This window comes from Myxosarcina sp. GI1 (genome assembly GCF_000756305.1).
Lineage (GTDB): Bacteria > Cyanobacteriota > Cyanobacteriia > Cyanobacteriales > Xenococcaceae > Myxosarcina.
Genome location: NZ_JRFE01000014.1, coordinates 799,992 through 822,003 on the forward strand (window position 1 = coordinate 799,992; position 22,012 = coordinate 822,003).

A 22,012-nucleotide genomic window follows, 5' to 3' on the forward strand; every position below is an offset into this window, starting at 1 on the left:
AAAGTTAAAAGTCAAAAATTAAAAGTCAAAAAGGAAGTATATAAATTCATTTCACCCTTTTTAAACTTTTAACTTCTTTTAATGACATTTTTTGTGACCATTAGCCGAAGGCGGCACATCCAAGGCGGGATTGGCATCAAAAAAGCCGATGGGTTTGAGCTTGAAATCAATATATGCCACTGGCATTACGGGCCAATCTTCGGGGCGGGTGACGTGATGTTGTCCGAAGGTGTACCAGACAACGACATCGGTATTGTCTACAGAGCGATCGCTTTGAGTCCATTTAGTTAGTCCTTCATTCCCAGGATGCTGGTTGGGATAGTCTCCCGCACCATACAGTTCGTCTGGCTGGTAAGGAGTAACCCAAAGATGCTTGTTCATAAAGCCAGCCCGTTTTATTACGCTAGACTCTGGATGGGCAAAGGGCAAAATATTGTCTCCTGGCATCAGTTTGTAGCCTACTGGTTGACCGAGACTATTAAGGCTGGAGGGATTGACAATTTTCCAATAACGACCAGAAAAAGGATTGATGATTCTTTGGGCTTTTAACTCGGTAGTTAGGGGAGTCGCTTTAGCAAAAAAGGCATTGCCGTGAGGATTGTTTTCACCCAAAGGTTCGGCTTCGGTATTGACCTCGTAAACCGAATTATCTGCGCCATCGACGCACATATCCAGACGCACGTTGAAAAAGTGCTGGTGAATCGGGGCATTTAGTTGGGGGGCGACTAAAGTACCGTATTTAGGATCTTCTCCTGGTGCGGCAGCAGCAGTATTAACGATACCAGTTAATTTAACCTGGTACTGAATCGTGCCATCTTGATAGAAGTACCAGAAAAAGCCGTATTCATAATTACCCACCGTAGCAATAAACGAAACCACCAAACGGCGCGATCGCCTCACTTCAGCTTGTTCGGTGCGCCAGTCTACGTGCTTCCAAAGAATGCCAAAGTCTTCTTCGTGCATACACACGGCGTTCTCAATGGTGAATACATCGCCCCTACTGTTGGTCATAAAGGCATCAAAGTAGCGGATTTCCCCCAAACAGTCACAGCCCAACTTGAGGGAATTAGCCAGAGTACCTACGCCATATTCCCCCACGTCAAAGGCATTTTTACGATAGTGGTGGGGTCTGGGGTCGCCGTAGGGAACCACCATATCCGATAAGGAGGCGCGATAGATAATCGGTCTGACCCGTCCTTTGTCTTCGTAGCCAATGGTATAGAGAATTAGTCCTTCGCGGGGAGTAAAGCCGATGCGAAACTGCCACTTTTGCCAGCGCACGAAATGACCCTGCACTTCAAAGCTAGTTCCCTGTGGCTGAGTAATTTCTATGGGTTTAAGATCCTGGCGAAATTCCTCGATAAATTCTCTGGCGTAATTTCCTGACTCTGGCGGTAGGGGAACGACTCCGTGGTCTTCGACCCGAATTACCTCCATTTTGTTTAAATCTACGACAGGAATAACTCCTTCAATGGGTCGGGCGTAACCGTTATCGGTGGGGTTATCTCGCACCCAGCATAAAGCCCTTGACAATCTCTGTCCTTTTTCGTCCTCAATTCCGTAGTAGCCAGCCGACCAGGGATCGACCATTACCAAATCGGGATCTTCAATGCCCCGCTTTTTTATTGCTTCCTTAAATTCAGGACTGGCTTTAACCGCCGCCTCGCACTCTTCAAACTCATCGAGCATAATTGAAGGCTGTACTCCTGGTATATGCTTCCAGGAGGTTACGCTTTCTGAAGTTAGAGAAACAATTGCCTCATAAGTCGCCCCATCGGCATTATCGAGGAGGATAATAAAAACTTCGCGATCGATTTTAACTCCCTCTTCAAAATTGAGGACGGCTTGCTTGTCGGGTTCTTTAAGGGTAACGGTAGGAAATCTAACTGTAGGTGCTAGTTGTTTTTCGCGTCTGAGTATACTTACCGCAGCTTTAATTTCCTCAGCCGTTAGTGGTTCTAGGGGATGTTGGGGAGAAGCCAGATTGCGAAAGGTTTGCGATTGGGCGTTAGCCCAGCCTTCGGATCGCGTTGTAGTTGTAGTCATGGTAGAAGTAACGAGTTACAGATTAGCCAGTAGGGGCGTTTCGCAAAACGCCCTTACAGAATTTATAAAAGAAGGAACAGAGGTTCTGGTTCGCGATGTCCTGCATAAACAGCCTCACCATCTGATTCAGCCAAGAAAGTTACCTCGGTTTGAGGAGTAAAAACATAAACATCACCTGGGGTTGCCTCGTATTTAACTCCTTGCTCATCTTTGACGCAAATCTTGCCTTTAAGAATTACCTTTACTTCTAAATATTCATAAAGAAAGGGAAAATCAATTGATGGCTGCATGGCAAAACGTCCCAGAGAAAGAGGTCTGCTTGCTTCGGAAATTGGAATATCGATAATTTGGCTTTTGTGGTCGGGTAGTGCTACTTTGGGTCCAACTTCTACCGTCTTTGGCGTTCCTGCTTTAATTAACTGAATTCCTGGTTTGACTGAAAGTGCGCTCGGTTTTTCCTCTCCATCGCCAAACATTGGCTCAAATGCCCGATGAGCAACATAAACAGCTTCTCCTTCTGAGTCGCCAAGAAAAACTACGGAAGCTGGCGGCGTAAAGACGATAACATCTCCCGCATCGGCTTGATGAATTACGCCGTCACTATCTTTAACGCGAATCGAACCCGAAATAACTACCTTCAATTCTAAAAACTCGTAGTCGAAAGGCAAATCTGCAGATTTTTGAATGGTAAATCGTCCTGTGGTTAGAGGCTTTTCACTGTCTGTAATCGGAAATTCTACAATCTGACTTTTTAAGCCAGGAAAATCACAGCGAATAGCCAGATCCGCCATATCTGAAGTCCCAGCTTTAAGTACTCTTACACCTGGTTTGGCGGCGATAAATTCCGATATTTTTTCTTGGGCTTGCATGATTATTGCTCCTTAAATCAACTATTTTTTATCTTGCGTTCGATCGCTATTTATGACGAAGCCAATTCTGGCTGAGGCTCATTCTGAGATAGCCAAGCTAATACCGTGTCGCGGTAAAGGCTCAAGCCTTTATACTCGACTAGATCTTCTGGCAGATTTTTAAGCACTTTTTCTAACCGTTTCGTCCAAACTGGTTTAAGTAACAGTTCATTTAAACTAATTAGATAAGTATGGATGGGAAACATAAGAGCATTACTTCGAGGTAAGCGGACAAATCTCTGGACTTCTACCCGCAAATGAACTTTTTCGCCACAGTTTTCTAAAGTAACCGTACTGTCCTCTATGCCCCAGTCGGCATAGGATTCTAAAGAAGTGTCCAAGCGTCGGTTGACGGTCATCGTCCAGTTAAGCCGCGTCCAGGGTTTGCCGATTTCTACCCGCATCAAAAAGGCTTTGGCTTTCTTAAACACGCCCATTTCGTGCGCTCGCGGTACTGGTCCGTGAAACTCCTCAAAACGCATCCCCTCATCAAAGCCCAAAGACCAACTGGCAGGAAAAGTTAGAATTCCCGCATCCATAAACAAATCTCCTTCCCGTTGGTCGAGGAGAATGATATCTTCTTGTACCTGACGCGAGATATATTCAAAGGGTTCGTATGGTAGAGTCGCTTCGTCTAAAAAAGTAAAAGTATCTTGAAGATCGAGTTTTTTATTTTCCCAAGTCCAGCGATCGCCCTTTTGAGTTAGAGTAAAAGACTCTGGAAACCAAGTAGCCAGATCGTTCATCATTACTTCCAAAGCATCCCACTGAGCATCGCGCATGTGGGGCAAGGTTAGATAGCGTCCCTGTTTGCCCTGTTTGAGGATGCGATCGCGCTCTTTAATTTCTGTGTGATAGTGTTCGTCAACATCAAATAAAGCCTCGTCGGTAACGGGTTCGATATTAACCGAGTACATATAGGAATCATCGGCAAAAGGAAAGGGAAAATTGTTAATTGCTTTAATACTGTTACTCATAACTTTTATATATCGATTACCAGTTGTTTGCTTTTAGCGCGAGATATACAGGCGAGAATGCGATCCTGTTCGGCTCTTTCTTCTGGGGAATAGTAGCTGTCTAAATGTTTTATTTCGCCTGCTAAAACTTTTACTTCACAAGCACCACACCCTCCCGCACGACAGGAATAGTTGGCGGGAATGTTGGCAGCTTCTAATGCTTCTAATAGAGTTTTGTCTTTGGGTACTTTTATTTCAGTTTCTGACTGTGCGAGGACGGCGGTAAAGGGTTTGGTTTTGTTGGATTTAACCGCCCCAAAAAGCTCTCGATGAATTGCCGCATCGGGATAGCCTAAAGACTGCGCGGTGTTGAGAATGTCTTCGCTCAAGCTAGGAGGCGTGCATAAATAAACATGAGTTCCTAAAGGTTGTTCTTTAAGTATTTGCTTGGGGTCGAGGCGATTATTTAAGTGACTGAAATAAAATTTTATCTGCGAACTGTATCGCTCTTGTAAAAATTCATAAAAAGCGCATTCGGTAGGCGATTCAGCAGCGTAGTGTAATTCAAAAGGAATTTGCAATCTATTTAAAGTAGCCAGTATGGAAAGAAAAGGAGTAATACCAATGCCGCCAGCAATTAAAAGATGTTTTCTCGCCAAACTTGCCAAAGCAAAGGAGTTTTTGGGCATTCCTAGCTTTAATTCCGTTCCTACAGAGATTTGATGTAAATATTCAGAACCGCCGCGAGAGTTTTCCGTCAACAGTACCGCAATTTCATAAACGTCTGTTTTATAGGGAGAACTACACAAAGAATAGGAATTACGTTTAGTTTTCTGCTCTACAGGAATTGCTACCGCCACATGACTTCCTGGGGAAAATGCCGCCAGCTGGTTCTCATTAGCACTAACCAAACGCAAGCTTTTAATTCTGGGAGTTAGCTGTTTTATCTCGACGACTCTAACGGTTTGCTCGTTCATCAAAAAACCTCTACAACTTCGGGCAATTCTCCTGGATTTTCAGCATCGGCACAGATACCGAGATAGGCATTTTTTAAGCGCGAAAAATGCTCTTGAACTTCTAGCTTTATGCCACAACTAGAGCAGGTAGTAATATTAGTGCGAACTTGAGGATTAATAGTCTGACAGTTAGAACAGTAAATATTTCTAGCTTTACTGCCCACTACTTCTGAACTAATTTCCTCCTCAGACAGCCCAAAACTGCGGGCAAAACCTCTGAGTTGCCAAACAAACTGTTCCGAACCGATCGCATAAAACCTCATGCCCATGTAGGCGCGATCGAAAATTTCGGTCAATCTAACTTTTAATTTTTCTACCGAATCAAACTGTTCTATATCTAAATCTCGTTTATTTTCCGTTACTCCTACCTGCAAAATTTGGAGATTTTGAGGATGGCGATCGAGTTCATCCAGTCTGATATAGAGTGTCTTCATTGCTTCTTCGTTCTCCACACAAATTAGATGCCGAGAACCAGAATTAAACTGAAGTTTGGTCGGTTGGGGAACGCTACGCATGGGATGTTATTTGCTGATAGATACGAACGTGAATGGGAGTTAATTTGTCGCCGTTAATCGAACTAAGATCGTCGGCACAGGAAGAAGTAGCACAAAGCAAATCGCAGCTAGCTCTTAAGACAACGCAGTCTCCAGGTTGCGATTGCGATGGTTCGGCTTTAATTACTCCTTTAGAGTCAACACTGGTGTTATAGAAAAAATTCACTGCTGCCCAGCCTTTCCTTGCTGCAATTCCGTAGGGTTTGAGTACCCGATCGAAATTTTCGCTACAGCTTGGATGCTGGAAATAGCCCAAATCTTCGTAATAGCGACTGGTACAGGCGAGGAAAAAGCTATCGTGGTAGCCACAAGTATCCATAACTATCTCTGCCAAGGGCTGCATCTTCTGAGAGTAAAAAAAGCTATGTGTGCCGACTTTAGGAACTGTAGTTTGATTGAGCGTTCGAGTTACGGCATTGTCTACTTCTTCTTCTAAATATGAAGCGTTAAAAGCCAACCAGTCGGAACATTGAGAGCCATTGACATCGATAATTTGAATGTATTGGTTTTCTCTAACCGAATAGGCGATCGCCTTACCAGGCGGAATGCGATATTCGGCAATCGTTTCCCCCAAAGCTGATGGTAGATCGGTATATTGTTCTCGCTCGATCGTAGTTTTCATAATTCATCCCTCGGTGCTGCTGTATAACCTTTTTTATGCCGAATTAAGACATTTTGAACTACTAGAAAGCTTATGAGTTAAGCGTTTGACTTTTGACTTTTGACTTTTAACTTTTACTTGAGGTTACTAAAGTTTGGCGATCTGATTCTTGTTTAGCTATGTCGGCTAATAATTCTTCGGCTAACTGTTTTTTGGCTGTGGCATCCATTTTTTTGATTTCGTTGTGCAAAACTCGCTCGTTTACTGACTGATTCCAATAGTCGAGAGCTTCATAACCGTCGAATAAAGCAAACTTACCGACAAATTGGCGTAAAACTTCGTTGGTAGGACCCATGACCCAGCCAGCTTTTCCATCTCGCAAATATCGTTCGATTCCCAATTCTTTTTTATAGCCAGTTCCGCCACAGGCATGAAGCATTTTATCCGTAACTCGCGCCACATTCTTTGCCGCCGTAAATTTAATTTGCCAATACCAATGTAAATATGCAGAACGAGGGTTGATAGTAGCATCATTATGGAGAGTCCAATCGCAATTATTGGTTAAGTCATCCATGAGCTTTGCCATTGAAAAGACAAAACTGCGAGACGCATTAGTATCCATAACTGCTTCGCCAAAGTAGTCTTGAATCGTAGGATAGTCAGCCACCCGCATTCCTACGTCTACGTGCTTCTTCTTCGTCGTGTGACGTTTGGCAAGATCCATCGCCCCCAAAGAAATGCCGTTCCAACAGGCTGAAGAACAAAGGAGGAAAAAAGGATCGACGATTTCATCGTTGGCGATCGCGCCTTCTCCTGCATCGCCTATCATTCTTTCTGGAGGAATAGTGACATTATCTACCAGTAAAGTTCCCGACTGATTGCCCCGCAAACCCAAAGCATCCCATTTTTTGGGTTCGGCTTGTACTTCGTCTTCGTAAACTAAAAAACAAGACAAGTCGGAGTAATCTCCGTCGAAATTGGGACTGGTAGTTTGAACTACATACCAGTCCGCAAAACCAGCAGAAGTAGTCCAGGAAGCTTTTTTTAATACTTCCCATCCTTCAGTTACTTTTTCTGCCTTAGAAGAAAAAGGATACCAGAAGTGCGAACCCGTCTGTGGATCGGAAAAAGAAAGCGTTCCAATAAACACATCCGAGTCCAAACGCTGGAGAACTTTTTGCAGTTCCAAATTTTCCTCGGCACGAAATAATGCTGTCGCTACTGCTGCTATGTGCATCGTGTAACACATTGCCGTACTCGGACAACCATAACGGGCGATCGTTTCGACTACCATCGCGGCACAGGTATGGTTCTCTGCCAAACCGCCCCATTTTTTGGGAACTATTAATCCGAGCAAACCCAAACTAGCTAGAGCTTCAAAATTCTCGCGGGGATAAATTAAATCTACATCCGATTCAATAGCGTTGGGACGCAAAGTAGTGGCGCAGAGATCGATTAACTCCGCCTGTAATTTTTGTTGTGCTGGCGTTAAAACCCACTGCGGGTCTAAATCGTAACTCAGTCCCCAGAATTTCTCTCTATTCCATGTTTTGGTGCTGGATATATACATAATTTATATATACTTCTTGAAGTTCAGAGTGGTTTTGAGGCTGTGATAACTCTTTTATGAACTTAAGATAAAGGTAATTTCAATCTGCAAAAGTATAACTAGGTACACTTGTTATATCAAGTTATGGGTTGTTGATATTCAGGCTAAATTAGAGGCTTTTAAAATTCATGTTGAAGTTCAAATCAAACATAGCCTTGCCACCGCCTACTGCTTTGGTGTTAATATCGATTGCCTCAACTCAACTTGGTTCGGCAATTGCCAAACCTATAATTCAAGAATTGGGCGCGACTACTACCGTACTGTTGCGGGTTGGCTTAGGTGCGATCGCATTATTACTGCTACAAAGACCGCAATTAAAAGGCTATACCCGTAAAGACTATTTACTTTTAGTTATGTTTGGTTTGGGCATGGCGGCAATGAATCTGAGCTTTTATGCGGCGATCGCTAGGATTCCCATAGGAATTGCCGTTACTCTAGAGTTTGTCGGACCTTTAGCTGTAGCTTGTGCTAATTCCCGTCAGCTTTTAGACTTGCTGTGGATCTTTTTAGCTGGTGTGGGAATTTTTTTATTAGCTCCCATACAGGGATCTAGGCTCGATCCTCTAGGTGTAGCCTACGCTTTATTAGCAGCTTTTTTCTGGGGTAGCTATATTTTGCTTTCTGCTAGAGTTGGTAAGGTTTTTGCCGAAATTAGTGGCGTGGCGCTGATGAGCGCAGCACTAACGGCAGGAACGTTGGGACTTTTACCTATAAGTATTTTATCTGGAGGTTTAACCAGACTCGAACCCCGATTTCTAGCAATAGGGTTAGCAGTAGCAATTCTCTCTTCGGTAATTCCCTATACTTTTGAACTAGAAGCACTTAAAAAACTTCCTGTTCGCATCTTTGGCGTGTTGATGAGTTTAGAACCCGCGATCGCCGCACTTCTAGGATTTATTATTTTGCAAGAACAATTAGAATTGCAATCGATTATTGCGATCGCTTTGGTAACATTAGCTTCAGTAGGTGCTTCCGCTTTTGAAAAGCGACGACTTAAATAGCAATTTTTTGAGTAACAACAATGAGATCGCGGTAATTTTCCGCTCGGTATTCTCCATACCTCCGACGAGTAAGTTACTATCCATTAATATAATTAGGCTCTCGATTCTGATAGAAGCTATAAGTCAACTCGATTATTTCAGCCAGGTGTGCTTCGTAAAGCCTTTAGTTTTTACCAATGCTAGTAGTAGTCGTGCGATCGCCATTAAAGTCGTTATGCAAACAATTCTAGACAATTAAGCTAGAGTTTGGCACGGAAAAGATAGGCATTGCTAAATAATGGGCAAATTCGTTGAATAAAAAAGAGAAGTTTAAAGTTTGAAGTATGTTAAAAAACTCCTCGATAAATATCTTCTCTTTGGTTGCTAAAAGAAAGTAATATATGCTGGGCATTCGTCCTGTCCGTTAGGCTTATCGTTCCAAATCCCATACCATTAAGATACATTTTTAAACAAATGAAAAAATTACTCACAATAGTCTTAGGCTCGCTAACTCTTGCTTTTGCAACCCAAGCCAATGCCCAAACACCCGTTCCTAATTTACAAGATTTAGTCGGTGCGAGAGGAAGCAGTGGTGAAGCCCAACTACACGAAAGAGGCTATGAATTTTTGCGTACTGAAAAATCAGATGACAGTGTTTATAGTTATTGGACAGAAAGCAAAACTGGAAAATGTGTCACTGTGAGAACGGAAGAGGGTCGTTATCAATCTTTAGTTTATGCTCCCTCATCTGATTGTGGAACGGCTAGCGCATCGCAATCGAGAACTGAAACTTTTCAAACTGTATGTGGCGTGATTGTCGGTCAACAAAACTATCGCTATCTCTGTGAAGTCTCGGAGCAATATGAAGGAGATGAAAAAGTCAAAACTACTCTGACTTATCCTGACAATGAGCTTCAATTGACCTGGAAGCAAGGAAACCAAGTCAGAATTGATATAACTGGTACATCAGGAATTGATGCAACCTACTCTACCTCTGAAGGAGAAACCGATATATTTACTTCAGAAAAGACTTATTTTTACATCTCCGATAAAGATATGGCGGCTATGGAAGTAGAGAATTTTCAACCTTAACGTTGCAAATAATACCAAATCCTGTTTGAATACAACACTTAAAACTTGAGTGAAGGCAGAGAGCAGAAGACAGAAGGGTTTAAGACTAATTTAAACTCTTAAGTGAAAAGTATATTTTGGTAATCGGATTTGGTATTATTTGCCAAGATAAATTGTTCGGAAAAAATGCAAAAAATGGAACAGTGTAGCCAATAGCTTAAAAAGAATGAAGAAATTTTTCTATGCTTTATTACTAGCCATCCTGACAACTTCTCCTGCTATACTCGTGAAACCAATCTTGGCACAAGAAGGCATTCGCCAAGAACGAATACAGTTTAAACCAGGTGCAAGCAGTGCCGTAGTCGAGGACTCAATTACAGGCTACGAGACAGTAGACTATGTACTCAATGCCCGTGAAGGGCAGTACGTGAACGTCAGCATGGCGACTGACAATAGTGCCAATTACTTTAACCTTCTGGCACCAGAGGAAAACGAAGAAGCCATGTTCAACAGTTCAATGGGAGAGAACCAGTATGAAGGCATTCTTCCCAAAAGTGGTGATTATAAAGTTCGGGTTTACATGATGCGGAGTGCCGCGCGTCGAAACGAGGTTGCTAACTACCGTCTCGAAATGATTATTACAGAAGCTGGAGATAGGTAGTCAACTTCTGGCGGAAGCCCCGAAGGGAATATTAGTGAGGAACGCTACCAAATTCCCGACGCAGTAATTTACGGCGGTTAATTACTTCCCCACTAAAGAATTGAAGGCGATCGCAAGAATTACAAAACGTTTAGCAAGAATTCTATTCGGTCTGACATAAATAAAAAAAACAGGATTTTACCTTATGAAAATTCTTTTTAGTCTGACTCTTGCTACTGCTCTGTCAATCGTGCCTATGGGACTTGTCGAAGCTCAGGGCGACCGTACTGAAAGAGTTCAATTTCCCTCCGGCACCACCGGAACTACTCTCACGGGTCAACTAGGTTCCGAACAAGCCATTCGTTACATTCTCAACGCACGCGAGGGGCAGTTTCTGAAGGTTAGTCTACGACCAGATAATCCATACACTTACTACATTATTTATGTCCCTGGTGGCGAAATTCTCTACGAATCTTCTCAAGCCGGGAACGAATATAATGGGCAACTTTATTTGAGTGGCGACCACATCGTGGAGGTATTCTATAAAGGTGATGTCAATACCGTTGGCAAATACGATATCGCTTTCACGATTGATGGAGGGCAGTCATCTGGGTCGGCAGACGCTCCCTATAGTATTTCTCGTGCCAAATCGTATTGCTTGGCTGCTGTCGGAAATCAAGTCAATAACCGCAATGTATCGGTAATTTCTGCGGAACGGGATGAAAACTTCACGATCGTCAAGGTGCGCGTACCGGGCGCGCAGGCTCCCTGGCAGTGCAATCACGCAGGCAATGTTAAAAGCGTTTTTTATACAGGCAGCGAAGGCGAACTCTAAGCAATACTTAAACCCTTATAAATAAAGGATTTTAAGTTTAAAAACAAATTTTATAGCGATCACTTTGAGATTAAAGCCAAAACTAATTAATAGAAACAGCGCGATCGAGTTTTTGTGGTTTACAATTACCAAGTATTTAAGCGTTGCCTATGATAATCTAAAAATGAGCCAGTTATTTAACGATTGAGACAATATTCTAAATCGTTTAATTCACTCGGAAAAATCCGCTCGAACCATGTTTGTAAAACTCGCTCGGCTCGTTCTTGAGTGAGAAATCGATCGACCGTACCTCGCCACTCTGGATCGTCGGCAGGTAAAATTAGACCATAAAAATCACAGGTTAGGGGACGAGTGGGCTGTAAAACATAATTCTTAAAAGTATTCTGCTTTTCTATTGCTGCCAAGCTTAAAACACTATCGTTAGCAAAGGTATCGAGCGCACCATTTCTAACCGCTTCGATCGCCTCTGACTGTCCATTCGCTCCTTCAAAGTAAACTATGTTTGCTTGGGGATAGTTGTCTTGCAAAAATTGGGCGGTAGTTGTATTTTTTAGTACCCCCACTCGCAGTTTTTCTAAGGCGCGATCGAGATTGCTTTCAAGCTGATTGTTTGACTTGGTTAGTAGACGAGTTCCCGTTGCTAGAAAAGGATTGGAAAAAGTTACCCCTTCTATATCCTCACGAATAGTATTAGGACCGCATTCGAGATGAACTGTATTGTCTCGAACCAAAGAAAAACGATTGTCTAAATTTGATGGCAACTCGGCTAATTCAACTTCTAAATCTAGGTCTAACTTTTCTGTCAAGTGTTCTGCTAGAGCGATCGCCAAGTCGCCACAGTAACCAGACCAACGCTGTCGAGCGTCGATATAACCCAAGGGTGCAGCATCGCGACGCATAGCTACCTTTAAAACTCCAGTTCGTTTTATTTCGCTTAAGATACTTTCTTCTTTGACTGAAGTAACCTCTGTTTCTACAGCAGGAGGAACTATGGAAATAGGTGGTGTTTTACCATAGGCAGTTTCTAGTTGAGTGGGTGTTAGCGACTTAACGGCAAACAATTTCATGGGTTTGTTAGCACTAATAGCTCGACCATACGCAGCACTTAGATAAGGCAGAAATTCAGGGCGGTCGCGCAAATAAGCTTCAAAAAAAGCCACATTCAGGCTTTTGAAATACTCCCGTCCAAAGTTTCGATATTTCCCGATTAAAAACTCGGGAATGGTATCGGCTCCTGCCGCACTTTGTTCTCCCGTAGCAAAATGAGTTCCAGGGTCGAATAAAGCTAAATATTTGGGTTGCGATCGCATCCAGACAAAAGGATGAATCTGTTCGGTAACGACAGGAGCAATTACATCTTGACTGCCTGCCGTTATCATTAGGGGAATATCGATTTTACTCATTCCTTCTGGTCCAAAAATACCGCTAGCGAGGGGATGGGCTGCGATCGCGGCTTTAATACGCGGCTCTTTTAGATCGAAATTCTCTGGCGGTAAAAATTGCCCCCGACACTGAAGATAGAGTGAAAAATTGAGAATCAAATTATCTTGTTGGCAAGTTTCCACCAAACGAGCGCGATCGAGTTCCGCTCCTGCCAGAGACAGAGCCGTAGACCCACCTAAAGAATGTCCCATAACTCCAATTCGTTCTAGATCGAGCAATTTCGCCCAGCGATCTTTAGAGGCGACTAATTTTTCTAATTCATCGATTAAAAACGAAATTTCCTGGGGGCGATTGAGAAACTCGATCGGACTGAGTAAAGTATTGAGTTGCCCTTGTAAATAGGTTTTACGATAGGATAGGTCACTGCCTACATGATCGGGAACTAAAACTACAAACCCATAGGATGCTAGATGTTCGGCAAGGGAAACAAAGTTTTCTTTAACTGCGCCAAATCCATGAGAAATAATGACAATTGGTGCGGGTTGGCTCAATCCTTGAGGAAGGTAAGCATCTACGGGAAAATCGTAGTTCACCGATAATCCCCGTTGGGTTTGCCGCAGGGCTGGATTGTTAACGGTCAGGGTTTCTCTATTAAAAGCGTAAGCTCCAGGTTGGCTCAGATCGGATAATTTACCTGGTTTTGGAGAAGATTTGGCTTCTATCTTTGCCTGTTCTTTTATCGCTTTAACCGCCGCTCGATTATAGTCGAAGTATAAAGTTAGTTCTCGTTGCAGATTTAATAAGTCTCCAACCTCAATCTCGATCGCATCTGTTGGAAACTGTTTTAAGGCATCTAAAATCGTCCAGCCTTCCGACTCGGCATTAGCAGCAGCACCAATCACTGCCGCTCTCAATCCATAGAAGCCATTTTGGTTTGGTGTAAATTTGATTACCTTGCCAACTTGCTCGATTGCATCTCTACCCAATGGGGAATATGCTAAATGATGAGTTTGAATTAGATCGAGCGGAAAGCGTCGCTGAAGTCCCTGACGTAAATTATTTAAAGTTGATTCATCTAAAAATCGCGCAATTAGCCCTAAATCACCAGTAATTTCGCCTGTTGCTGCAAAATTTTCTAAAGATTCTACCGATATCGCGATCGCTAAAGGACTGTTAAGATAAAGGCGAATTTCTTCCGCACCGAGACTCGGTTTGGCAGTCGTAGTTTCTAACAGACAACCGATTGTCGCAACCGAACCAAAAACAAACAAACTCGATACAATTTTGGATATGCCCTTGAGTAGCTTCTTGCTCATCTTTAAAATTAATTAGATTTAATACGATCGCTTGTTCTAAAGTGAAGCTTCCCGTAAAAGACTTACCTCCCTGACACTGAAAGATCGACATCTCCCCTACAGAATTTTCAGACAGTATTGCTGAAGAAGCAACTTCTGGTTCGGAAGTTGCCAAAGCTATATTTTGAAATTTTCTAACTTTAGAACCAGCTATACTCAAACTAGCCACACTCAATGCAGTACCAATCATCCAGATGTTTTTCATATTCAAAATTGGATAGAAAATTGCATTTACATAGAAGTACTATAATCGTTCGTTATTGGCAAGCATAGCGATCGCCGCACTTTTATATGACCACACAAAACACAGCTAATTTTTCACGATCGCGCCAAAATCAGCTAAAACTCTGGCATGATTGCGTAACAAACCAAGCAAGTTGAGGCGGTTGCGGCGCACGTCGGGATTTTCTGCCATAATTAACACGCTTTCTTCGCCATCGAAAAAGCTACTGACAATAGGGGCAATTTCTGCCAAACTATCGACTAATAATTGATAGTTGCGCTGTTCTTGTGCCGCCTGAGTTTTGGGAACTAATTCCAATAGTCGTTCGTAAAAAGCTGCTTCAGAAGGACTTTCAAACAAATCGGGGTTTACTAACTTTTGGGGATCTAAAGCTTGAGTGTCTAAATCACGGCGGTCTGAAATGGGCGAGAATCGCTCCAGTTTGCCCTCGCCCATCGCCACCTTGCCTTTTACTGCTAATCTTGCCGAACGGTTGACGGTTTCATAAATTTCATCTAGCTTGCCGTTGTCGCGAATTTGCTGTAAAAATGTAGCGCGGTCGCGAACGTCTAAGAGATCGTTCAAAGCTCGTTCGGTATATTCTGCATCTGCATCGCCTAAAACAGCATTAACCAAATCGTAATCGATGTTTTTTTCGTCTTGTAATAAAGTCCGCAATCGCTGCATAAAAAATTCCTGTATCGCAGCAACAGGAGACGATCGTTCTGGATGAGCGGCTAAGAAATCTGTAGCACCTTGTCTAATTAGTAGAGCTAAATTTAGATCTAAGTTAGCCTCCCAAATAATCGCAACAATGCCGTTGGCAGCACGACGCAAAGCAAAAGGATCGGACGAACCTGTAGGAATCATTTCCAAGCCGAAAATGCTCACTAAGGTATCTAATTTATCGGCTATTGCTACTACCTGTCCGTTTAAAGTAGCGGGCATTATATCTTCTGCACCTCTAGGTAGGTAATGCTCGAAAATTCCTCTGGCAACTGTTTCTGATTCACCACTAACTAAAGCGTACTTTTCGCCCATGACTCCCTGTAGCTCTGGGAATTCATAGACCATCTGAGTTACCAAATCGGCTTTGCAAAGTAAGGCGGTACTTTCAATTTCGCTGCGCTCTGCTTCGCTTAAATCCAGCTGTTCGGCAATGGAACTAGCTATTTCCATAATGCGATCGACTTTATCACGCATCGTACCTAGATCTTCTTGAAAAGTTACAGTTTCTAGCTGGGGTAAATAAGTTTCGAGATGTTCGTCACAATCTGCTTTATAAAAAAATTGAGCGTCTGCAAGTCTGGCTTGAATTACTCTTTGGTTACCCTCAGAAATTATCTCTCTTTTAGCGGGATCGCCATTAGAAATCGTGATAAAGTAAGGAAGCAAGGTATCTTGGCTAATATCTTGCTTTACAGGAAAATAACGCTGGTGAGTTACCATCACGGTAGTAATTACTTCAGTAGGAAGACTGAGAAAATTGTCTTTAAATTTACCCGTAATTGCAGTAGGATATTCAACTAAATTGACGACTTCTTGCAGCAGATCGGGGAAAACGTCGGCAGTACCCTTAACTTTATTGGCTTCAGCTTCAATTTCAGATATTATTTTCTGCTGGCGTATGTCGGGATCGACTTCTATATAAGCCGATTGCATAGTTTCTAGATAAGCAGTGGCATGGGGAATAGAGACGGGTTGGGGATGCAAGACGCGATGACCTCTAGATAAGCGATCGCTCTCGATAGTTTCCGAGCCATTAACCAACTTTACAGGTAAAATAGCATCGTCAAGCAAAGCTACTAGCCAGCGAATCGGACGAGGAAAACGCAAGTCGCCATCTCCCCAGCGCATAAAACGCTTGCCTTCTAAACCCGTAATCCATTGCGGACATAGTTCCTGTAAAATTTCAGCCGCAGCGCGCCCTTGTATTTGCTTATAAACAAAAACAAATTCTCCTTTAGGAGTATCTCTAATTTCCAAATCTTCTACAGCTACTTCTTGCTTGCGGGCAAAACCTAATGCGGCTTTAGTAGGTTGTCCGTCTTTAAATGCGGCTTTGGCAGGTGGACCTTTAATTTCTTCGGTGCGATCGCTCTGTTGTGAGGGAAGATCTGTAATCAATATCGCTAAACGTCGCGGAGTTCCGTATATTTTAATGTCTGATGGTGTTAGAAATACCTCTGAGAGAGATTGAGAAATTTTATTTTGCCATTGGGCGATCGCACTACTGACAAAATCTGCTGGCAGTTCTTCTGTACCTACTTCCAATAAAAAATTAGACATAAATAATAAATAATATATATTAGCGATAACCTGATAGTTTAAACAGAATAACAGCTATCGGTAACTGCTTCCAAGCAAAGAGCGAGAGGGGCAAGGCACTGCCTTACCCGTACAGAGGTTCAAACATTTTACCTACTCGTCAGCCAAAAATTCTCTGATGTATTGATTTACTAATATTGGCTGTTCTTGCTGTACCCAGTGGCTACAGTTGGGAATGTATTTAATTTGTAAATCTCTTACGTAAGCTTCCGTACCATAGGTTAATTCTTTCCCCAACGCAGTATCTTTTTCACCCCAAATCATCAGGGTAGGAATATCTAAAATGCCCCAGGTGCGATCGCGATTGAATAACTCTTTACCGATACAGCGATAATAATTAATCATTGCCGTCAAAGCACCGCGTTTGGCTGCGGCATCTTTAAAAGCGTTGAGATCTTCTGTAGTAAAAGCCGATTTGTCGATCGCCATGTCGTAAAACATTGAGGAAATTAGCTGGTAGTCATTAGCTTGTAACATTAATTCTGGTAGCCATGGTAACTGAAAAGCAAATACATACCAACTTTTTTGTAGCTGCTGGGGAGTTTTCAGCCCTTCAGCAAACTTGGCAGGATGGGGTATATTTAACACGATTAGCTTTTCCACCATTTCGGGATAGGCATAGGCAAAATTCCAGGCGATCGCTCCTCCCCAATCGTGTGCCACTAAAACACATTGTTCGTAGCCCAAACCTTCAATTACACCTCTAACATCTCGAATTAGTTCGGACATAGCGTAAGCTTCAACCCTTTGAGGTTTATCGCTGTCGTTATAGCCACGCATATCGACAGCCACCGTATGATAATTGGCAGCAAATTCGCTTAGTTGATGCCGCCAAGAATACCAAAATTCGGGAAAGCCATGCAGCATTAGCATTAGCTTACCCTCTCCCTGGCTGACATAGTGTAAGTTAACTCCGTTGGTAGAGATGAATTGATGATTCGGGCTGCTAATAACCGACATATTTTATAAATTATTCTTAAGCCAATTTCATCTTAGCGTTCTCGACTAAACTTAAAACATCGCTACGACTGAGCTTGACTTTTCCCAAAGCGATCGCTTCTAAAGTACCGTTAGCCAGTATTAAAGGAATCTGGCAAAAGTCCAAAGCGGGACTGTTTCTAGGTAAAGCATTAGTATAGAGTTGAGCTAACTTAAGCTGACGACGAGCGTAAGCCTGCATATCGCGATCGCTCCAGTTAATAGGAAAAAAACTAACTCCGCGTTTTAGATCGTCCTGCTGATTGCGAACGATATTAACTGCTTGTAAGCCACGTCCAAAACCAATGGCATGAGAGCGATTGGTTTTAGTGCCATCGTACCAAGCCCAAAGATCGGACAGTAATAAACCCACAGAACCAGCTACGCTAAAGGTATAGCGATCTAAATCTGCTTCAGTTTCAATCTGCCAATTGTTTTCCGCCCAGTAAGCCATCCTATCTGCCATTGATGCCGTAGCATCCCAAATACGAGGCGCAATACTTTCAGGAGCAAAAACCGCCCATTCTCCAACTCGCAGCGATACTTCTGGTAGGTCATGACTATAAAGTTCTAACTCGGATGCAATATGACTATAATTGTCGCGATCGACAGTTGCTTGCAGTCCCAGGCTAATACTCCGCAACAGTCTGGCTTTGGTTCGATTGTCTAATTGGCTACTGTCTTCAATCTCATCGATCGCTCGCATGCACAAGTAAGCCGATGCTACTGCATCCTGTAGCTTTCCAGGTAAGCGGGCGATGGGAATATAAAAAGTTCTACTGTTTTGTTTTAGGATTTCTAAAGCTTGAGTCCGAAAATCCATTAATTTAGCTCCTCACACTGACCGACGGTTATAATTCGAGCTTCGTCTGTTTAGGACGGAGTAATCTTTGACTTCTCGATAGCATACAACGAATATTCAAAATCGAGATTAGATTTTAGTTAAAAACTAAGATTTATTGTCAAAGTTAGCTAGTATTTGGAGCTTGGATAATTTTAAAGGATAACGCAATCTTGGTAGTTTATATCAGGTCGTATTGACGGCAAATAACGGCAAACAAGGCTGCTACTATAGTAATTGCCAGCGCGATCGCGGGATGTTGACCTTTGCTTACTGCAAACGAGGTTGCTATACCCGCACCAAGTCCAGCAACAAGACCCGCATTAATTAGTTCTTCAGTAGTATTTTTATCGTACATGAGCGATGTCTTTTTAAATTTAATTTTAAATTTGTGAGTTTATTCAAACTACCATCGTTAAGTTAGATAGACCTATAACCATCTGAAATACTGCAACTAAGCTTTAAATTAAGCTAATTTTCTTAACAAAATTGAGTAGAGAGTGAGAAAATAATAAATTCAGTAGAGCAAGTGTTAATGAAAACAAATTTAGTATTTTAATGTCTAAAACCTACACTGTTGAAATCAAACATCAAGGTAAAACTAAAACTATTGAAGTTTCTGAATCCCAAACTATATTGCAAGCTGCAACTGATGCAGGAATGGATTTACCATATTCTTGTAGTGCTGGCGTTTGCACTACCTGCGCCGCTCAAATTGTTTCTGGCGAGGTCGAACAAAGTGAAGGCATGGGAGTATCTCCAGAATTACAGGCTGAAGGTTATGCTCTTTTATGCGTTTCCTATCCACGTTCCGATATTAAACTAGAAACTGAAAAAGAAGAAGCAGTATATCAAAGGCAGTTCGGACAGCCATCTTAAATTTTTTTTTCTAAAAATAACGGGTAACTACCTATCTTTATAGAGATAGGTAGTTACCCTGCTGCATTATTATTGGTTTATGGTTTGAAGTCTATTAATTTTCTTACGGCAAATCTCCTAATTAGTTCCAGTTGCCTATTAAAGTAAATGCCGACCAAAAATAAGGGTGTGAGAGTTCTAGCGTTCCATGAGGAAATTCAGCAGGCAATGCTACAGAATCACCTTTAGTTAGTTCAATCCTGCCATCATCTACTAAAACTTTGCCTTCTAACATAGCTAACTGGGTTTGTCGTAAAGCCTCGGCTTTAGTTAAAGTATCTCCCAGGCGATCGTAAAATTCACTCATCAAAGCCAAAGTACCAAGATCGCTGATATACCAAAGGCTAGCTAAAGCCGACTTTACTCCTGCCTGAACGGCTAAACCAGCAAATCCTAATTCCGCTTCTTCATCGCCTAAAGCAGTTTGACAAGCACTAAGAACTAATAATTCTACTGGCGTAGTGTCACTACTATTCCAACCTAGTTCGTCAGAAATAGTTCTTAATTCAGATAAATTCAGCTTTTCATTATAAAACTGAATATAAGAATTATTCAAACTACCTTTTTGAAATGCAGCGTGAGTACCTAAATGAATAATAGGAAATCTTTGTGCGGCAAGATTTTGAGCTTTAAAGTTAGCAATAGTAAATTGCTCGTTGAGAAATATTTCTCCCTGGCGAGGATCGCTAACTATCTTTTGTAGTTCGATTGGCATGGTAGGTAAAGCAGCTTGTTCGGCAAATTTAGAAGCTCCCATTGCCAAAATAGAACCTTGATTGAGGTTGACATAACGAGTATCTGTCAGACCAAAACTAGGAACTAAAGCAACGGCATATTTCTCGATCAAAAATTGCTTACCATCGTTTAGAGCGGCAATTGGTAACAAACGCAATCCCGAATCCATTGAAAAAACTAAAACATCAACATTATTAGCTTCTAACTCTGCTTCAATTGGTTCTATTAATAACTGATAGAGTTTTTGCGCGGAGTTGATATAGCTAGTCTGTCTGAGATTTCTAACATTGCTCACTTCTTCACGAAATTGGGTAGCTATAGCTAATACGTCACTTCGCGAGGCATTTTGAACGGTTTTTCTTATGTTTGCTGGTTGCGTATTGCTTAAAGTAGCAGCACTAATTTTAGTAGAGGCAATCTGAGGGTTGTCCAAAGCAGATTTGTTTACAGTAGGCAATACTACGAAAGTTTCTAGTTGATTCGACTGGAGCGACACATTAATAAATGCAGCTTTTTTACCAGTTTGCAGCCAGAGCTGTCCCAATCTTTGTGAGATTTCGGTAGTTGAAGGAGGTTTACCATAAATTTGTAAACCAGAAGTATCAATTAGTTGAGTTGCCTGAAACTCCTCTTGTAGCTGGATTGCTACATCGAAATCTGACTGCTGTACTTGGACTTCATAAGCTAGACGATCTACCTCAGGCTCAAAGTCAGATTGCCGCTCTTCTTCCTTGGCTTTGTCTGTAGATTCTTCAGACTCTTGCTCTTGAGAATCTGATTCTGCTTCAGCTGATTCTTCAGCTACGGTTTCTTCTTGTGTTTCTACTTCTGTTTCAATAGAATCAGGCTCGATCGCTTCTAATTCGGTTTCTTGCAAATCAGCCGATTCTGTCTCTAGTTCGGTTTCTGTTTCATTCTCACTAGAAGTATTTGATTCGATAGTAGCAACTGGCTCCTCTGCATTCAATTCATTTTCTGTGTCAGATGAACTAGTTTCAACCTCAGTTTCTGATTCTGCTTCAGCCGATTCTTCAGCTACGGTTTCTTCTTGTGTTTCTACTTCTGTTTCAATAGAATCAGGCTCGATCGCTTCTAATTCGGTTTCTTGCAAATCAGCCGATTCTGACTCTAGTTCGGTTTCTGTTTCATTTTCATTGGAAGTATTTGACTCAGTAGTAGCAATTGGCTCTTCTGCATTTAAGTCAACTTCCGTGCCAGATAAACTATCAACTTTTGTTTCAGTAGAAGTTGTTTCTAAATTGCCAGCTTCGTTAACTTCAGCAGTAGATTCTACAACCGCAGATTCGCTATTTCCCTCCGCGAGAGCTTTCATTACTGTTTCATTAATAATTTCTGGAGAAGTTTCAATACCAGTATTATTTTGACCATCAAAATTTTCAAAGCTAGCTTCTGCTGTTGATTCTGATTCTACAGATTCTGGAGTTTCAGTTATCGTATCAGCTTCAGCATCAATTGCATCAGTTATGTCAGGAGTATCTATAACATCGACATCAGCTTCTGTATCAGCTGTATCAAGAGTCTCTGTACCAGTTGTATCGGTGACATCAATATCAGTTCCAGTGAGAGTTTCAGGAATCTCGAGAGTCTCAGTTACAGGGGTTTCAGTTCCAGGGGTTTCGGGAGTCTCAGTTACAGGGGTTTCGGGTGTTTCAGTTACAGGAGTCTCAGTTACAGGAGTCTCGGGAGTTCCAGGGATTTCGGAAGTTCCAGGAGTCTCGGGAGTCTCAGTTACAGGAGTTTCAGTTCCAGGAGTCTCGGGAGTTTCAGTTACAGGAGTCTCGGGAGTTTCAGTTCCAGGGGTTTCTGTTTCAGGAGTCTCAGTTACAGGAGTCTCGGGAGTTCCAGTTCCAGGAGTCTCAGTTACAGGGGTTTCTGTTCCAGGAGTTTCGGGAGTCTCAGTTACAGGGGTTTCTGTTCCAGGAGTTTCAGTTCCAGGAGTCTCGGAAGTTCCAGGGGTTTCAGTTACAGGAGTCTCAGTTACAGGGGTTTCTGTTCCAGGAGTTTCAGTTCCAGG

At 42.3% G+C, this 22,012-nt stretch carries 19 protein-coding genes; 5 read left to right on the plus strand and 14 right to left on the minus strand.

The features are described 5' to 3' along the window. Positions 1–78: 78 nt before the first annotated feature. The 7 genes from KV40_RS10475 to KV40_RS10510 all read right to left on the minus strand — a co-directional run bounded on the left by KV40_RS10475 (position 79) and on the right by KV40_RS10510 (position 7,651). On the minus strand, positions 79–2,046 hold the full coding sequence (locus KV40_RS10475) for a primary-amine oxidase (RefSeq protein ID WP_081942821.1): 1,968 nt from the start codon (positions 2,044–2,046) through the stop codon (positions 79–81). Positions 2,047–2,108: 62 nt separating this feature from the next. Beyond that, positions 2,109–2,915 (minus strand): hypothetical protein, encoded by an 807-nt coding sequence (locus tag KV40_RS36185; RefSeq protein WP_216595584.1) that lies wholly within the window; start codon positions 2,913–2,915, stop codon positions 2,109–2,111. Between the two features lie 50 nt (positions 2,916–2,965). After that, positions 2,966–3,931, minus strand: a complete 966-nt coding sequence (locus KV40_RS10490) for a DUF3445 domain-containing protein (protein WP_052055523.1) — start codon at positions 3,929–3,931, stop codon at positions 2,966–2,968. A gap of 5 nt (positions 3,932–3,936) precedes the next feature. Beyond that, the gene (locus tag KV40_RS10495) at positions 3,937–4,887 is read right to left on the minus strand and encodes a PDR/VanB family oxidoreductase (RefSeq protein ID WP_036480611.1); all 951 of its coding nucleotides are present in this window, start codon (positions 4,885–4,887) and stop codon (positions 3,937–3,939) included. Then, positions 4,887–5,441, minus strand: coding sequence for a dimethylamine monooxygenase subunit DmmA family protein (locus KV40_RS32075; RefSeq protein ID WP_052055524.1), 555 nt, complete (start codon positions 5,439–5,441; stop codon positions 4,887–4,889). The genes KV40_RS10495 and KV40_RS32075 overlap by 1 nt, the downstream gene beginning before the upstream one ends. Further along, positions 5,434–6,102 (minus strand): DUF1989 domain-containing protein, encoded by a 669-nt coding sequence (locus KV40_RS10505; RefSeq protein ID WP_052055525.1) that lies wholly within the window; start codon positions 6,100–6,102, stop codon positions 5,434–5,436. Before KV40_RS10505 ends, KV40_RS32075 begins: the two co-directional genes overlap by 8 nt. Positions 6,103–6,208: 106 nt before the next feature. Further along, entirely contained in the window at positions 6,209–7,651 is a 1,443-nt protein-coding gene (locus KV40_RS10510; RefSeq protein ID WP_081942822.1) for an acyl-CoA dehydrogenase family protein, read from the minus strand. A gap of 167 nt (positions 7,652–7,818) precedes the next feature. On the opposite strand from KV40_RS10510, the gene KV40_RS10515 reads away from it, so the two are divergent. The 4 genes from KV40_RS10515 (at position 7,819) to KV40_RS10530 (ending at position 11,216) form a co-directional block, all read left to right on the plus strand. Beyond that, positions 7,819–8,691 carry a DMT family transporter gene (locus KV40_RS10515; RefSeq protein WP_036480614.1) on the plus strand — a complete coding sequence of 291 codons (873 nt, stop codon included), beginning with the start codon at positions 7,819–7,821 and terminating at the stop codon, positions 8,689–8,691. A 453-nt stretch (positions 8,692–9,144) separates the two neighbouring features. Continuing rightward, a complete protein-coding gene (locus KV40_RS32080; protein WP_052055526.1) occupies positions 9,145–9,762 on the plus strand; it encodes a hypothetical protein in 618 nt (205 codons plus the stop codon). 205 nt (positions 9,763–9,967) lie between these two features. Next, positions 9,968–10,402, plus strand: coding sequence for a hypothetical protein (locus tag KV40_RS10525; RefSeq protein WP_072013804.1), 435 nt, complete (start codon positions 9,968–9,970; stop codon positions 10,400–10,402). A 184-nt stretch (positions 10,403–10,586) separates the two neighbouring features. Next, positions 10,587–11,216: a hypothetical protein gene (locus tag KV40_RS10530; protein ID WP_036480617.1), complete on the plus strand. Its 630-nt coding sequence runs from the start codon at positions 10,587–10,589 to the stop codon at positions 11,214–11,216. 176 nt (positions 11,217–11,392) lie between these two features. On the opposite strand, the gene KV40_RS10535 is transcribed toward KV40_RS10530, so the two are convergent. The 6 genes from KV40_RS10535 to KV40_RS35715 form a co-directional block, all read right to left on the minus strand. Continuing rightward, a complete protein-coding gene (locus KV40_RS10535; protein WP_253274218.1) occupies positions 11,393–13,870 on the minus strand; it encodes an alpha/beta fold hydrolase in 2,478 nt (825 codons plus the stop codon). Continuing rightward, on the minus strand, positions 13,773–14,159 hold the full coding sequence (locus KV40_RS36675; RefSeq protein ID WP_253274219.1) for a hypothetical protein: 387 nt from the start codon (positions 14,157–14,159) through the stop codon (positions 13,773–13,775). Before KV40_RS36675 ends, KV40_RS10535 begins: the two co-directional genes overlap by 98 nt. 105 nt (positions 14,160–14,264) lie before the next feature. Further along, positions 14,265–16,466 carry a glycine--tRNA ligase subunit beta gene (gene glyS, locus KV40_RS10540; RefSeq protein WP_036480622.1) on the minus strand — a complete coding sequence of 734 codons (2,202 nt, stop codon included), beginning with the start codon at positions 16,464–16,466 and terminating at the stop codon, positions 14,265–14,267. Between the two features lie 132 nt (positions 16,467–16,598). Next, positions 16,599–17,465, minus strand: a complete 867-nt coding sequence (locus tag KV40_RS10545; protein ID WP_036480624.1) for an alpha/beta fold hydrolase — start codon at positions 17,463–17,465, stop codon at positions 16,599–16,601. A 16-nt stretch (positions 17,466–17,481) separates the two neighbouring features. Next, complete coding sequence (locus KV40_RS10550) at positions 17,482–18,306, minus strand: squalene/phytoene synthase family protein (RefSeq protein WP_036480626.1); 825 nt, start codon at positions 18,304–18,306, stop codon at positions 17,482–17,484. A 199-nt stretch (positions 18,307–18,505) separates the two neighbouring features. Then, complete coding sequence (locus KV40_RS35715) at positions 18,506–18,682, minus strand: hypothetical protein (protein ID WP_172657267.1); 177 nt, start codon at positions 18,680–18,682, stop codon at positions 18,506–18,508. A gap of 200 nt (positions 18,683–18,882) precedes the next feature. On the opposite strand from KV40_RS35715, the gene KV40_RS10555 reads away from it, so the two are divergent. Continuing rightward, positions 18,883–19,203: a 2Fe-2S iron-sulfur cluster-binding protein gene (locus KV40_RS10555; RefSeq protein WP_036480628.1), complete on the plus strand. Its 321-nt coding sequence runs from the start codon at positions 18,883–18,885 to the stop codon at positions 19,201–19,203. 121 nt (positions 19,204–19,324) lie between these two features. Here the strand turns inward: KV40_RS10555 and KV40_RS32085 are convergent. Then, positions 19,325–22,012: CHAT domain-containing protein (locus tag KV40_RS32085; protein ID WP_052055527.1), on the minus strand; the 2,688-nt coding region annotated here is incomplete at its 5' end.